Raw genomic sequence first — 14,388 nt, 5'->3', positions numbered from 1 at the left:
AGGGCACCGCTCTTCCTGGCGTCGGGACCCCGGCCCAAAGGCAGGCCTCCACGTCATCGGCTGACAGGGCTGCCGCAAAGGCCTAGACTCGCAACGCATCATCGATACGAACGCAAACGCTACTGCTCTGGGCAAGCAAGCCCTTCGATCCCGCTGTCTGTTACCAAGGTTCGATATGTCATCCGTGCGTGGTTTTCTCTGGCTGGTGGGCTTTCTGCTGTTGGGTGAAGCGCTGGTATGGCTGCTGCCGCTGCCGGTCTCACCGGGCGTGGTGGGAATGCTTACCATGACCCTGTGGCTGATGCTGAGAGGCCGGGTCGGTGAGGATATCCAGGCCGCCAGCCAACCGCTGATTGCCGTACTGGCAATGCTGATCATGCCCGGCGTGGTGGGGGTGTTCTTCGTCACCGACGAGTTTGCCGGTCAATGGCTCATCATCGGCGTGGCCCTGGTGCTCGGCACCCTGCTCAGTGTCGCCACCACGCTGTGGTTGATGCAGCGCTTCATGCCGAAGGCCGATCCCGGTGAGTGACGGCCTGGCCGGGCTGCGAGCGGAATTGCTCAGCACGCCGATGCTGGCCATCGGCCTGACGCTAGCCGCCTTCCTGACCGGGAGCCGCCTTTTCGTCCGGCTCGGCAGGCCAGGCTGGTGCCCGGCGGTCCTGATCGCCGCCATGATGCTGGCCGCGACCCTGGCAATCACCGGCATCGACTATGACGACTACCGCGCTGGCGCCGGGTGGCTGATGCTGCTGCTAGGCCCTGCCACGGTGGCCCTGGGCGTACCGCTCTACCAGCAGTTGCCACGCATCAGGGAGCTGTGGCGACCGATCCTGTACACCCTCCCCCCGGCGGCCATGCTGGCCTCGCTCTATTCGGTCGGCCTCGCCTGGCTGCTTGGTGCCTCACCGGACGTGCTCGCCTCGCTGGCCCCCAAATCGGTGACCGCGCCGATTGCCATCGGCATTACCGAACAGCTCGGCGGTGTGATCCCGCTGATGATGGGGGGCTTGCTGATCACCGGTGTCATGGCCACCGCCTTCGTCGGGTTGTTGTCTCGCCAGTTGGGAATCCGCGATGAGCGCATACTGGGCTTCGTCCTGGGAGTCAACGGCCACGTGATCGGCACGGTACGCGCCTTCGAACACGGCGCTACCGCCGGTGCCTTCGCGTCGCTGGGCATGAGCCTGACCGGCATCTTCAGCGCGCTGTTTCTGCCGCTCGCCTGGCGACTGGTGGGCCTCTAAGCCACAAATGCGCTAGAATCGCGTGCTTGTGTTTCACGCTTCAGGAGTTTCAGGCAGCCCCATGGCCCATCGCATCGCCATCAATGGTTACGGCCGTATCGGCCAGTGCGTGCTGCGTGCCCTGGAGGAACGCAATGCGCCCGAGCTGGAAGTCGTGGCGATCAATGAGCTGTCCGACCTGGACACCATCGCCTACCTGACCCGCTACGACACCACGCATGGCCGCTTCCCCGGCAGCGTGACGGCGGAAAGCGGGCGGCTCGTGGTCAATGGCCGGCCGATACGGATTCTCTCGGAAGCCGATCCAACACGCCTGCCCTGGCGGGCGCTGGACATCGATCTGGTTCTCGAATGCTCCGGCAGCTTCAAGGATCGTGCGACCGCCGAGCGACACCTCGAAGCCGGCGCCAGCCGCCTGTTGTTCTCCCAGCCAGCGGAGAGCGACGTGGACGCCACCATCGTCTGCGGTATCAATGACGATACCCTGGCACCGCGCCACCGTATCGTCTCGGCGGCCTCCTGCACCACCAACTGCCTGATCCCGGTGCTCACCGTGCTCGACGAAGCCCTGGGCATCGAGCACGGCGTCACCACCACCGTGCACTCGGCGATGAACGACCAGCCGGTGATCGACGCCTATCACCAGACCGACCTGCGGCTGACCCGCTCGGCAATGCACTCCATCGTCCCGGTGGACACCAGCCTGGCACGCGGCATCAACCGCTTGATGCCCCACCTGGCAGGCCGCTTCGAGTGCCTGCACATGCGGGTGCCGACCATCAACGTCTCGGTCATGGACCTGTCGATCTGCGTCAGGCGCGATACGTCGGCGGCCCAGGTCAACGCCCTGTTGCGCCACGCCTGCCAGGAACGATTGACCGGTCTGCTCGGCTACACCGAGGAGCCCATGGCCTCCAGCGACTTCAACCACGATCCGCGCTCGGGTATCGTGGACGCCACTCAGACCCGGGTGGCGGGTGGTCGTCTGATCAAGCTGCTGTGCTGGTTCGACAACGAATGGGGCTTCGCCAATCGTATGCTCGACGTGAGCGAACGCCTGGCCGCCTTGGCCCCGGCCACCCCATGAGACCTGCTTCGGTTCTCCAGATGAGGAAGACGCTCCGATGAACGTGCTCAAGATGACCGACCTCGACCTGAGTGGACAGCGCGTGCTGATCCGCGAGGACCTGAACGTACCCGTCAAGCACGGCAGGGTGAGCAGCGACGCCCGCCTGCGGGCCTGCCTGCCCACCATCCAGGCCGCCGCCAAGACCGGCGCCAAGGTGATGCTGATGAGCCACCTGGGCCGCCCCACCGAAGGCGAGCCCGCCAACGAGTTCTCGCTGGCCCCGGTCGCCGAACACCTGGGTGGGCTTCTCGGCCGCCCGGTAACGCTGATCCGGGATTACCTGGAAGCATCGCTGGACCTGGCCGACGGCGAAGTCGTACTGCTCGAGAACGTACGCTTCAATGTCGGCGAGAAGAAGGACGACGAGACCCTGTCCAAGCAATACGCCGAGCTGTGCGATGTCTTCGTGATGGACGCCTTTGGTACCGCCCACCGCGCCCAGGCCTCCACCCATGGCGTGGCACGCTTCGCCCCGACGGCCTGCGCCGGCCCGCTGCTGGCCGCCGAACTCGACGCCCTGGAGCAGGCCCTGGCCACGCCGAGGCGCCCCATGGTGGCGATCGTCGGCGGCTCCAAGGTTTCCACCAAGCTCGATGTGCTCAATGCCCTTTCCGAGAAGTGCGACCAGTTGATCGTCGGTGGCGGCATCGCCAATACCTTCATCGCCGCAGCCGGCCATAACGTCGGCAAGTCACTTCATGAAGCCGATCTCGTCGGCCAGGCCAAGGCATTGATGGCCAAGGTGGACATTCCCACGCCCACCGACGTGGTCGTCGCCACCGAGTTTTCCGACTCGGCGGAGGCCGTGGTCAAGCCGGTCGACCAGGTGGAGGATGACGAGATGATCCTCGACATCGGCCCCGAGACCGCCGCTCATCTGGCGGGTATGCTCAAGGATGCCGGCACCATCCTGTGGAACGGCCCGGTCGGCGTGTTCGAGATCGACCAATTCGGTCGCGGTACCGAGGTGATCGCGCGCGCCATCGCCGACAGCCAAGGCTTCTCCATTGCCGGTGGAGGCGACACGCTCGCGGCCATCGACAAATACGGCATTGCCGAACGCGTCTCTTATATCTCCACCGGTGGCGGCGCCTTTCTCGAGTACGTGGAGGGCAAGACCCTGCCGGCGGTGAAGGCCCTGGAAGACGCCGCACGCTGACATGCCGAACCGGCGTCCCTCATCGGCGTGGCCGCTCCGGCCGCGCCGTCATTGCTTAGTTGGATTGGATAGAGAACAGGTGAATACATGGCACTGATCAGCATGCGCCAAATGCTGGACCACGCCGCCGAGTACGGCTATGGCGTCCCGGCCTATAACGTCAACAACCTCGAGCAGATGCGTGCCATCATGGAAGCCGCCGATGCCACCGATTCCCCGGTCATCGTTCAGGCTTCCGCTGGTGCGCGCAAGTACGCCGGCGCTCCCTTCCTGCGCCACCTGATCCTGGCCGCGGTGGAAGAATTCCCGCACATTCCGGTGGTCATGCACCAGGATCACGGCACCAGCCCCGCGGTGTGCCAGCGCTCCATCCAGCTCGGGTTCTCCTCGGTGATGATGGATGGCTCGCTGGGGGAAGACGGCAAGACCCCGATGGACTACGACTACAACGTCGACGTTACCCGTCGCACCGTTGAGATGGCTCACGCCTGCGGCGTCTCGGTGGAGGGCGAGCTGGGCTGTCTGGGCAGCCTGGAAACCGGCATGGCCGGTGAAGAAGATGGCATCGGCGCCGAAGGCAAGCTGGACATGGAGCAACTGCTCACCGACCCGGAAGAGGCCGCTGAATTCGTCAAGGCAACCCACGTGGACGCCCTGGCCATCGCCATCGGCACCAGCCACGGCGCCTACAAGTTCACCAAGCCACCTACCGGCGACACCCTTTCCATCCAGCGCATCAAGGAGATCCACGCCCGCATTCCCGACACGCACCTGGTGATGCACGGCTCTTCCTCGGTGCCCCAGGAGTGGCTGGCGATCATCAATGAGTTCGGCGGCGAGATTCCCGAAACCTACGGCGTGCCCGTGGAGGAAATCGTCGAGGGCATCAAGTACGGCGTGCGCAAGGTCAACATCGACACCGACCTGCGCCTGGCATCCACCGGCGCAGTGCGCCGCTTCCTGGCCCAGAATCCCTCCGAGTTCGATCCGCGCAAGTTCCTCAAGGAGACCGTCACGGCCATGCGCGATGTCTGCATTGCTCGCTACGAGGCCTTCGGCACCGCCGGCAACGCCAGCCGGATCAAGCCGATCAACCTCGAGGAGATGTTCCTGCGCTACGAGCGCGGCGAGCTGGATCCCAAGGTGAAGTGATGGATGGTTGCCCTCGACTGCATGCGGCCGACAAGGATGCCTTCCGGCCATTGATCGATGAGCGTTACAGAGCCCCCGTACTGGGTACGGGCAGGCTTCATTCGTCCTCACGGCAACACAAGTTGTTGCGCTGCAGCATGAGATGGCCTCACACTGTCTCGTGACGCGGCACAGACCGCATTCCGTCACCCCGACAAGGAGGTTCGCCATGAAGAACTCTGCTCCTTTTATCATCATGCCCCAAACGCCCGCTGCGATGATGGATGTCTGGAAGCTAGGTGTGATGGCGTTCGAGCTATGGTCAACTTCGCTTTCCACCATCGTCATGCGCAACAGTCTCTGGCATACCCAGGCCCCGACCAGTGCCCGGATGATCAAGGAGAATCAGCGCATGGTAAGCGAGAAACTCGAGGCCAGCCTGGAAACCGCCTTCGAGATCCAGAAGGCCATGCTCGGCATGGCGTTCGGCCAGGTAACCCCCTGGTGGGTCACCGGACGTCGGACCATGACCCCTTATCATCGTCGCAGCAGTGCCAACTCCCGCCGCCTTTCCAGGGGCTGAGAGCAACGCCGGACGGGGGCTCGGCTCGCAGTACGCATGATGAGCTAATGACGATGCAGCCCTGATGCAAAGGGTGGCCTGGTCCGGCCACCCTTTTGGTATACCCCATCCCAAGTAGGTCATTCGCCTGCTAAACTCTGCGGCTGTCCCGACCAGCCCGGAGCCGCCATGCCTGCCAGCGCCGCCAGAACGCTGCCCACGCCTCGCCATTGGATATCGCTCGTCGCCATCGTGGCGACCACGCTGTTTTTGCTGGGTGGGCCAGAAGCCCCCTTGCTCATTCGAGCGGGAGTGGTGATTGGATTATGTATCGGCCTCTGGGCCACGGGTTGGCTGCCTCAATGGTTGACGGCCCTGGTGTTTTTCACGCTCTGTACCGTGGGAGGCGTGGCCCCGGCGGAGACGGTGTTTGCCGGCTTCGGTTCAGCAGCCACCTGGCTGGTATTCGCGGGGCTGGTGATCGGGGCTGCGATCCAGTACACCGGGCTTGGTAGCAGCCTGGCACGAGGCATCGGGCCATGGCTTGCCGGCTCATACCGCAAGGCGCTGATCGGGGTGATCCTGCTGGGACTGGCGATGGCATTCTTCATGCCCTCCGGCATGGGACGTATTCTGCTGATGGTGCCAATTCTCACCACCCTGGCCGATCACCTGGGCTATACCCCGGGTGAACGAGGACACACCGGATTGATTCTTGGCGGCATGATGGGCACGTTCCTGCCCACCTATGCCATCCTGCCAGCCAATGTGCCCAATAACGTTCTGATGGGGGCAGCGGAAGCGGTACTGGGTACACCGCCTACCTACAGCGATTATCTGCTGCTGCATTTTCCCGTACTGGGGCTCCTCAAGACGGGCCTGCTGATCGTCGTGATGCTATGGCTCTATCCCGACCACGCGCCAGACGAGACCAACGAGCCAGCCACGTTATCGCATCTCACAGGCCCCGAACGCTGGCTGGCGGTGCTGTTGTCGTTTGCGGTAGTACTTTGGATGACCGATGCCTGGCACGGTATTTCCCCCGCCTGGATCGGCATGCTCGTGGCGCTGATTTGCCTTTTCCCCGGCAGCCAGCTCCTGGGCCACAAGCCCTTGCAGTCGATCAGCCTCGACTCCTTTATCTATGTGGCGGGAATCGTCAGTCTCGGCGCCCTGGCCTATCAAAGCGGGCTGGGCGAGCTGGTCGCAGGTGGGTTGCTAGCGGTGTTGCCGCTTGGCGATGCATCGGATGCAGCGGCATTTGGCATGCTATCGGGGCTCGCCATGGTATTGGGAACCCTGGTTACGCTGCCGGGAATCCCGGCCATCCTCACCCCGATGGCGCCGGGCCTTGCCAATATGACCGGCTGGACCCCAGAAGCGGTCTACATGACTCAAGTGGTAGGCTTCTCCACGGTGCTATTACCTTACCAGGCGCCGCCGCTGATCGTCGGTATCCTGGCGGCACGCATTTCGCTTCGAGAGACGGCCAGGCTATGCCTGATCACGGCAGTACTGAGTGTCATCATGCTCTGGCCGCTCGATTATCTCTGGTGGCAATGGCTAGGCTGGCTGTAACTGTCGCCATAGCAGCAGAGAAATAAAAAACCGCCCCCGAAACATCGGGGGCGGGCGAGGTCGTTGGCGATTTCAAACCAACTTGGGATGGCGTCACCGCCCATCCTTGGCAGTGACCGTCCTTCCCTGGACTGCGTCAGGCATTACCAACCCTGGTCGCCATCCGCGTCCTCTTCCATTCCAAGTCGAGGGTCGAGGCGTCGGGCTGGCCTCGGGCCGCCACTCCATGGCAGCTCAGCAAGGAATCAGCCTTACCAGGCGTCTTCGTCATCCTCGTCAGGAGTCTCCCACTCCTCTTCTTCATTTTCTTCTTCGTAGTCGAACTCTTCTTCCTCGTTCTCTTCTTCCGTGGTGTCGTAGTCGACACCCGGCTCGGTGTTGCCATCCGGACCAGCATCTTCCATTGGCGCCGGATCCGGTTCCTGCTCTTCCTCGTGGAAGTCGGCAAAGGCCAACGGGCTGGCGGTCAGGCCAAGTGAAATACCGACGATACCGAGCTTCTTGAGAAATTCCTTGGACATCATGATCACACCTCCAATGGAGTCTGAGCTTGAAGTGTCTTCCTTGGTGAAGCCTTTGGCTTCTCGTCATTCCGGTCAGGCTCTTGCCGATTTGCTCGAGCGCTACATCCGAATGTCTTGCTCACACTGAGTGGTGCATGGTGCGGGCCAACTTAGGTCAGTTTAAAATTTTCCGTTTATTATCAATAGTATATTGGCACAAAGCCGCGCTCATCAAGCCCTCGTAAGTACCGGAAGCAGTGGCGATATCTGGCACATGGGCCTGATGTAGTCTCCTGACACGGCTGGCCTGATGCGTTGCGCCCGGCTCAACCCAGCGCTGGAGAAGAGACGGTGGGAAAGAAAAGCATGCCATAAAAAATAAACCGCCCCCGGCATGCCGGGGGCGGTGAGCGAGCTGATCCAGTCTGTATCAACTCAGGAAGAGGCCGTCACCTTCCCTGTGAACGATCACCCTCCTTGGGTCAGGGGTAAGGAATTACCAATCCTGGTCGTCTTCCTCTTCCCACTCTTCCTCTTCGTTCTCTTCTTCCCAAGTATCTTCGTCCCACTCTTCCTCTTCGTTTTCATATTCGGTGTCAGCGCCACCGTCAAAATCGCCACCGGCTTCGCCTTCAGGAACGGTTTCCTGCGGAATCGGCTCTTGCTCCTCTTCATCATGAAAATCGGCAAAGGCCAGCGGGCTGGCGGTCAGGCCAAGTGAAATGCCGACGATACCGAGTTTCTTGAGAAATTCCTTGGACATCATGGTCATACCTCCAATGGAGTCTGAGCTTGAAGTTTCCTTGTGAAGCCTGAGGCTTCGCTCGTCATGCTGGTGAGGGTCCGTTGCCCTGGGGCTCCGAGGTCTCGATTAGCATGTCTTGCTCCCCCAGAGAGGTGCAGAGACCAGGCCAAGGCGGGCCAACATCAATAAAATCACTTTAAAAACATGTGATTGAGAAAAAACAGAATCGCGTCCCGATCGACTCAGGGCCCTTGATCGGGTGATCCGAACTGACACATGAGACGATGTAACTCTGCCATACCCTTGCCAGAAGCGATGCCTCCAGGCCGCCCGGCTACATAATGTCACCGGTTTACTTGAAGGAATTGGCAGAACGCGCAATACTGTTTGGAAACAGCGTTCGCAAAGGCATGCCAACCCAACTTCCCGTGAGCATGCCGCTAGCTTCAATATGGTTGTTTTCGACAATCCTCTGACTTGCGAGGGATGATCGGCAATGATGCAGCCCCTCTGCCTACTTTTTGACTGTGATGGCACCCTGGTCGACAGCGAGCCACTGCTCGCCGCCGAAATGGCCATCAGCCTGACCAGGCTGGGCTTGCCCTTCCAGGCCAGCGACTATATCGGTGAATTCCGGGGCAGCCGCTTCCGCAATATCGTGACGGTCCTGGAAAACCGCTACGGTAGCGTGGACCCTCTGCGCCTGGCCGAAACAGAAACCGAAATGCGCAGCAACCTCAACCGCCGACTGGAAACCGAACTGGTTCCCATTTCCGGTGCTGCCGAAGCTCTCCAAGCGCTGGTCGACTATCCTTGCGGCGTCGTTTCCAACGGGCCCGAGAACAAGATTCTCACTTCCCTGAAGGCAATCGGGCTGGCTGACCGCTTCGGCAAGCACCTGTTCAGTGGCTATACCGCCAACTGCTGGAAGCCCGACCCCCGCCTTTACCTTCACGCCGCCAACCTGATGGGCTTCGATGCCGAAGACTGCGTCGCCATCGATGATGCGTTGGTCGGTGTGAAGGCCGCGCTGGATGCGGGCATGACTGTCATCCACCTCAATCGCTTCCCCGATGTGGAGGAAACACCGGAGGGGGCCATCATGATCACCAGCATGTACCAGTTACCCACGGTTATCGGCCACTTGACCCATGAACGTATCATGGACAGCAAGCAGGCCGTACACAGCCGCTGATCGTCTCTATAACGGCTGTTCGCAAGGCTCTCTGCCGGCACCATTGCCCGCTTCCGAGGCTCCCGGCCCGTTGGCACCCTCTCGGTCCAGCATGTTGCATACGACAGGCATGCAACGCGGCACGACGAGCGTTATCATCAGGGGCCACCCATTGGCACTCGGAAAGGAGCCTGTCATGGCCTCACTGCAGAACCAGTTGCGTGGCCTGGTCTATTCCACCGAGCACGGCGATATCTGCCCCGGCTGTCGATACCCGCTGGCGGAGTGCAGCTGTGCGGCTCAGGTTGAGCAGGCGCGTATCGAGGCGCTCGATGGCATTGTACGCATCCGTCGGGAAACCAGCGGCCGCAAGGGAAAGGGAGTCACTACGGTTTCGGGCGTCCCGCTACCGGAGGCGGAACTCAAGAGCCTGGCCAAGGATCTCAAGAAACGCTGTGGTACCGGCGGGGCGGTAAAAGACGGTATCATCGAGATTCAGGGCGATCATCGCGAGACACTCATGGCCGAGCTGCAAAGCCGCGGCTACGGCGTCAAACTGGCCGGTGGCTGAACAGGGAGACGGTATGCCGATAGATGCCGCTGTAAATCGTACGACGACTGCCATGCGCCTCATGCTGACGCTGCTTGCCATGCTGGTTCTGGCCGGCTGTGCCGGTACCCCTCAATTCACCGAGCTACGCACCAGCGTGACACCCCCGGCCGAGCTGGAGCCCAGCGCCGATGCGGAGCTCAGTGTGCGCCTGCACGACGCCAGCGGCACCTTGGCGGAGACCTCCCTTGGCCAGTTGAGCAGCGGCCCTTGGCCGGTGGTACTGCGGTACGACAGCCGAAGTCTGGAAGAGGCTCGAGCGCCTCAGCTCAGCGCCGAACTACGTCAACAGGGCCGCCTGACCCATGTCACCGAGGAGCCGGTCTTGCTGAGGGCTGATGCATCGGATGAATCCATTACCCTGCCGCTTTCTCCACGTCCAGGAACCTCTCCGCCATAAGGGCCAGGACATCGCCGACCGGCAGCTCCAGCTTGAGGGTATAGAGCGCATCGGCTCGGGTATGTCCCAGGTTCAGGCAGGCGATGGGCTTGCCGGACTCGGCTGCCTGCCGTGCGAAGCGATACCCCGAATAGACCATCAGCGACGAACCCACGACCAGCAACGCATCGGACTCCTCGACGAGCGTCCTGGCGCGCGCCACCCGCTCGCTGGGGACGCGGTCACCGAAGAACACCACATCGGGTTTCCAGATACCCTGGCCGCAACGCAAGCAGTCAGGTATCTGGAAGTCTGAAAAATCCATTTCCAGATCGGCATCACCATCGGGTCGGGCACCACCTTGCACGGTCAGCCATTGCGGGTTGCACTCGGTCAGCTCGGCGTGAAGGTCATGTCGCATGCGTAGGGCACCACACTGCATGCAGCGCACCTGCTCCGCGCGGCCGTGCAGGTCGATGACCCGGCGTGAGCCGGCCCTCTGGTGCAGGCCGTCAACGTTCTGGGTGATGATGCCAGCGATTCGTCCCTGGGCCTCCAGGCGTGCCAGCGCATCATGAGCAGGCCCCGGACGCGCCTGGTGCAGCGTGCGGTAGCCGACCAGGGCACGGGCCCAGTAGCGCTGTCGCGCCGCATGGCTGGTCATGAACTGTTGATGCTGCATCGGAGGCGAACATTTCCAGGCGCCATGGGCATCCCGATAGTCGGGAATGCCGCTGTCGGTGCTGACGCCGGCCCCGGTCAGCACCGACAGGCGCGGGTAGCGCGACATGAAGTCCATCAGCCTGTTGAAATCCATCGTCTCCTGCGGGTGTCGAGGGTCGCTCATTGTCTCTCCCGGGTCTGCTGACAGCCGGCCTCGATGGCCTCGCAGCGAAAAATTGGGCGTCTGGTCTCGGCCGGTTCGTCGAACCACTGCAAACAACTGTCATTGAACATGGCCCTGACAGGGTCAGGTTGTCTAGAATGTAATGCTTACGTGCCCCTAAACAGGCAAGGACGGACCCCCGATGGCCTGGCTGGAATTCCTGCTTCCTCTCATCTTCCTGTTCCCACTCGGGGCGATGGCGGTAATCGTGATTGCCCTGCGTAACCTTCACGACGCACGGGTACGCTCTCCCTTCAATGCTCGTCCCCTGCGCGAGCCGGGGCAGGCCCTGCGCGACAGGCTCGACCGAGCCTTTGCCAACCTCTTCCTGAACGGAGCCCTGGGGCCCATCGTCACCTTGGCGCCGCTGGTCTACGGTATGGGACGCATGCTCTTCGCCAGCCGTCAGAACTGGCTGGAATGGGCGCTCTACGGTGCGCTCAGCACCGTGCTGGTACTCATCTACTGCTTCCTGCTGATCCGGGATTTCCAGCACATCCGCCGCATCAAGCTGGGCCTGGCCTGCGAGCTGGCCGTGGGCCAGGAGCTGGAGCGCCTGATCCACCCGGAAGCACACCCCTACTATGTCTTCCACGACGTACCGACGGATACCGATACCATCGACCACGTGGCCGTGACGCCCTTTGCCGTCTTCGTGGTGGAGACCCGTGCCCGTACCCGTCCCTTTACGGCAGATGGCCGGGAAATCAACGTGGTAACCGTAGAACCACAGCGCCTGCGCTTTCCGGGCTGGAGTGAACACCGGCCGCTCGTGAAGACCCTTCGAGCCACCCGCTGGCTGGCCGAATGGTTGGAAAACCGATGCGATACGGCGGTTCCGGTCCGTGGCGTACTCGCCCTGCCCGGCTGGGACATCACCTGCGCCGGCACACCCGACGGGCTGATGGTGGTAAGCGGCGAGGGCCTGGCCCAACTGCTCAGCGAAATAAAGCCCGGCCATCTCGACGACGAGTTGCACGACAAGGTGATCGCCGCCTTGATCGAACGCGCGGCCGAGCTGGAGAAAAACACCCCCTTGAATGAACCGTCGGTCTAGCCGCATGTAGCACATGGGCCAACGATGCCGAACTCTCTCCTTCAATCGAAGGTGGCAATGGTGACCCGGGTGGCGCATCGCCCCCGCTCCTGGCGCACGAAACTCTCGCCATGAGGGAAATCCTGCAAGCGGTCGGCGGCAATTCCGATGCGCACTTCCGTCAGGGTACGGTTTCCTCTTCCGCGACACTCCAACCGCAGGGCACGGCCGGCTCCCTCGCCAAAGGCGGCCTCAAAGGCACCGATCAGGTCATTGCGCCCCACCTCCCCACCTTGATTGAGCGCCACGAACGCGCCAAAGGCGCTGTCATTCACCCTGTCGACAAGGCGTACCGACATGGCGAAGTAGGCCTGCTCGGGCAGGTCCAGACAGGCGGCATGCTTGGCGAACTGGTAGCGATCCAGACAGCTGGCCCTCCCCGGCATGGCCCTGTTCAATGTCACGGCCAGTTCCTCTTCCAGGTCGAAGGGAGGATGCGCCCGGCAGAAGCTGCCATCGGCCCTCGGCTGCTCGAGAAAGCAGCCCTCCTGCCACCAGCGCTGGCGATCGATGCCCTGCCTGGCGAATCGCTCCGGCAGCGAGGGCCACAGGCCGTGCAGCACGAAACCTTGCGACACTCCTTCACGCAGCGAGGCGTCACGGCATTCCCGTGGCGGATCGGAACGGGTGGAGCAGAAGCCGGCATGCCAGGTCAGGGCCAGGGTGTAGTGATCGAAGCCATCCTGTTCGAGGCGTGTCAGCGGCTCGTCAGCCAGCCCCGCGGTTGAGAGCAGCAACCCCGCCAGCCCAATCAGCCAGACTTGCCTCCAGCCGCGCCGCATTTGCTCAGTCTCTCCTCAGCCGGCCACCCATTTCCTGCGCCAGATCCACCGCGTAGTGGTCGGTCATGCCCCCGATGAAATCGAGCATGCGCCGGTAACTGTCGTAGAGCGACCAGGAGGGGCGCGGGGTGTTTTCCCCCACCAGTGCCAGCACCCGTTGGTGCTTGAAGCTCGACTCTCCCGTGTAATGCAGCTCATGGGCAGCACCAATGAAGGCTTCCAGCAGGATTCCCAATGTGGTGTAGGCACCGATCTCGAGCTTGGCCTTGCGTTCGTTCTGGAAGATACGTTCACGGGCCAACTGCTTCGCCGCCGCCACCCCCCAGCCCAGATCGGGGTGGCACAGTTCAAGCAGGTCGCTGGTCAGGGTGCCGTTGAGCAAGGCCGTTTCATGCTCGACGAAGACCGCGCCCACGTCGTTGACGGCTCGCTCCATGGCAGCTCCCCGCAGCGCCGCGATACGTCTCCTCTGGGAAACACCGTCACGTTCCATGCCGGCGTAGTCCGGCGGCGCATCCCCGGCTATCTGCAGCAGCACATCCGCCACCTCGTCGAAGCGCAGGATGCCCATCTCCAGCCCGTCCTCCAGGTCCAGCAGCGCATAGCAGATATCGTCGGCGGCCTCGACCAGCCAGGCCAGCGGGTGACGGCACCAGCGCCCTTCTCCACGTGGCAGCAGGCCCAGGCGGTCCGCCACCTCGGCCAGCAGCGGCGTTTCCGACTGGTAGCAACCGAACTTGCCGGCGCTGCCGCCATGCTCCACGGTCCAGGGATACTTCAACAGGGTACCCAGCGTGGCGGTGGTCAGACGCATGCCGCCGCGGAACTGGTTGTATTCGATCTGGGTCACCACCCGAAACCCCTGGGCGTTGCCCTCGTAGGTCAGGAGATCGGCCCGCTCCCGCTCGCTCAAACCCTTCAGGAGCCCGCTGCCATCCGCCTCGGCACGCTTGAACCAGTCCCGGATGGCGTACTCGCCGGCATGACCGAAAGGTGGGTTGCCGATGTCATGCCCCAGACAGGCGGCCTGCACGATCACCCCAAGATCCGCCGGGGTGATCCAGTCCGGCAGTCGTTCGCGCAGCAGTTCTCCCACGATCATGCCAAGCGAACGTCCCACACAGCCGACCTCCAGCGAGTGGGTCAAGCGCGTATGGATATGGTCGTTATCGGTGAGCGGATGGACCTGGGTCTTGCGGCCCAGACGGCGGAAGGAGCCGGAAAAGACGATCCGGTCATGATCCTTGTGGAAGGGACTACGCCCGATCTCGTCGCGTCCGGCCCGTCCACCATAGAGTCGTGAGGGGTCCAGTAGCCGTTTCCAGGTCATCTGGGTCATGGGCATTCTCTCTCCTGAAGAAGGCTATTCTGGCATCAGCATACGAGGGATTGCCACGTCATGCGCAG

The 14,388-nt window shown here is 62.4% G+C and carries 16 protein-coding genes; 11 read left to right on the top strand and 5 right to left on the bottom strand.

Annotated features, from left to right (window positions below; translation table 11 throughout):
* The first annotated feature begins 175 nt into the window (after positions 1-175).
* From C1H69_RS03755 to C1H69_RS03725, 7 genes are all read left to right on the top strand, one after another.
* Positions 176-532, top strand: coding sequence for a CidA/LrgA family protein (locus C1H69_RS03755; protein WP_102652073.1), 357 nt, complete (start codon positions 176-178; stop codon positions 530-532).
* Positions 525-1,247 (top strand): LrgB family protein, encoded by a 723-nt coding sequence (locus tag C1H69_RS03750; RefSeq protein ID WP_240609799.1) that lies wholly within the window; start codon positions 525-527, stop codon positions 1,245-1,247. Before C1H69_RS03755 ends, C1H69_RS03750 begins: the two co-directional genes overlap by 8 nt.
* Before the next feature lie 61 nt (positions 1,248-1,308).
* A complete protein-coding gene (locus C1H69_RS03745; protein WP_102652072.1) occupies positions 1,309-2,334 on the top strand; it encodes a type I glyceraldehyde-3-phosphate dehydrogenase in 1,026 nt (341 codons plus the stop codon).
* 37 nt (positions 2,335-2,371) lie between these two features.
* Positions 2,372-3,535, top strand: a complete 1,164-nt coding sequence (locus C1H69_RS03740) for a phosphoglycerate kinase (RefSeq protein ID WP_102652071.1) — start codon at positions 2,372-2,374, stop codon at positions 3,533-3,535.
* 87 nt (positions 3,536-3,622) lie between these two features.
* The gene (gene fba, locus C1H69_RS03735) at positions 3,623-4,687 is read left to right on the top strand and encodes a class II fructose-bisphosphate aldolase (protein ID WP_102652070.1); all 1,065 of its coding nucleotides are present in this window, start codon (positions 3,623-3,625) and stop codon (positions 4,685-4,687) included.
* A 208-nt stretch (positions 4,688-4,895) separates the two neighbouring features.
* The gene (locus tag C1H69_RS03730) at positions 4,896-5,249 is read left to right on the top strand and encodes a hypothetical protein (RefSeq protein ID WP_102652069.1); all 354 of its coding nucleotides are present in this window, start codon (positions 4,896-4,898) and stop codon (positions 5,247-5,249) included.
* Positions 5,250-5,417: 168 nt separating this feature from the next.
* Positions 5,418-6,806, top strand: coding sequence for an SLC13 family permease (locus C1H69_RS03725; RefSeq protein WP_102652068.1), 1,389 nt, complete (start codon positions 5,418-5,420; stop codon positions 6,804-6,806).
* A 251-nt stretch (positions 6,807-7,057) separates the two neighbouring features.
* Here the strand turns inward: C1H69_RS03725 and C1H69_RS03720 are convergent, their stop codons facing one another.
* Both C1H69_RS03720 and C1H69_RS03715 read right to left on the bottom strand, forming a co-directional pair.
* The gene (locus C1H69_RS03720) at positions 7,058-7,330 is read right to left on the bottom strand and encodes a hypothetical protein (RefSeq protein ID WP_102652089.1); all 273 of its coding nucleotides are present in this window, start codon (positions 7,328-7,330) and stop codon (positions 7,058-7,060) included.
* Positions 7,331-7,805: 475 nt separating this feature from the next.
* Positions 7,806-8,075 (bottom strand): hypothetical protein, encoded by a 270-nt coding sequence (locus C1H69_RS03715; RefSeq protein ID WP_102652088.1) that lies wholly within the window; start codon positions 8,073-8,075, stop codon positions 7,806-7,808.
* A 475-nt stretch (positions 8,076-8,550) separates the two neighbouring features.
* On the opposite strand from C1H69_RS03715, the gene C1H69_RS03710 reads away from it, so the two are divergent.
* The 3 genes from C1H69_RS03710 (at position 8,551) to C1H69_RS03700 (ending at position 10,238) form a co-directional block, all read left to right on the top strand.
* A complete protein-coding gene (locus tag C1H69_RS03710) occupies positions 8,551-9,249 on the top strand; it encodes an HAD family hydrolase (protein ID WP_102652067.1) in 699 nt (232 codons plus the stop codon).
* Between the two features lie 175 nt (positions 9,250-9,424).
* Positions 9,425-9,799: a translation initiation factor Sui1 gene (locus C1H69_RS03705; protein ID WP_102652066.1), complete on the top strand. Its 375-nt coding sequence runs from the start codon at positions 9,425-9,427 to the stop codon at positions 9,797-9,799.
* Positions 9,800-9,851: 52 nt separating this feature from the next.
* Positions 9,852-10,238 carry a YbaY family lipoprotein gene (locus C1H69_RS03700; RefSeq protein WP_165789410.1) on the top strand — a complete coding sequence of 129 codons (387 nt, stop codon included), beginning with the start codon at positions 9,852-9,854 and terminating at the stop codon, positions 10,236-10,238.
* Here the strand turns inward: C1H69_RS03700 and C1H69_RS03695 are convergent.
* Positions 10,195-11,064 carry an NAD-dependent protein deacetylase gene (locus C1H69_RS03695; RefSeq protein ID WP_102652064.1) on the bottom strand — a complete coding sequence of 290 codons (870 nt, stop codon included), beginning with the start codon at positions 11,062-11,064 and terminating at the stop codon, positions 10,195-10,197. The genes C1H69_RS03700 and C1H69_RS03695 overlap by 44 nt on opposite strands.
* A gap of 181 nt (positions 11,065-11,245) precedes the next feature.
* On the opposite strand from C1H69_RS03695, the gene C1H69_RS03690 reads away from it, so the two are divergent.
* Positions 11,246-12,160: a nuclease-related domain-containing protein gene (locus tag C1H69_RS03690; RefSeq protein WP_102652063.1), complete on the top strand. Its 915-nt coding sequence runs from the start codon at positions 11,246-11,248 to the stop codon at positions 12,158-12,160.
* Between the two features lie 41 nt (positions 12,161-12,201).
* Here C1H69_RS03690 and C1H69_RS03685 read toward each other — a convergent pair whose 3' ends face one another.
* Both C1H69_RS03685 and C1H69_RS03680 read right to left on the bottom strand, forming a co-directional pair.
* The gene (locus C1H69_RS03685; RefSeq protein WP_102652062.1) at positions 12,202-12,981 is read right to left on the bottom strand and encodes a ribonuclease T2 family protein; all 780 of its coding nucleotides are present in this window, start codon (positions 12,979-12,981) and stop codon (positions 12,202-12,204) included.
* Positions 12,982-12,985: 4 nt separating this feature from the next.
* Positions 12,986-14,320 (bottom strand): deoxyguanosinetriphosphate triphosphohydrolase, encoded by a 1,335-nt coding sequence (locus C1H69_RS03680; protein WP_102652087.1) that lies wholly within the window; start codon positions 14,318-14,320, stop codon positions 12,986-12,988.
* Positions 14,321-14,388 lie beyond the last annotated feature (68 nt).

It is taken from the genome of Billgrantia endophytica, assembly GCF_002879615.1.
Classification (GTDB): Bacteria; Pseudomonadota; Gammaproteobacteria; order Pseudomonadales; family Halomonadaceae; genus Halomonas; species Halomonas endophytica.
The sequence above is the reverse complement of the archived record's forward strand: the minus strand, read 5'-3'. Positions and strand labels throughout refer to the sequence as shown.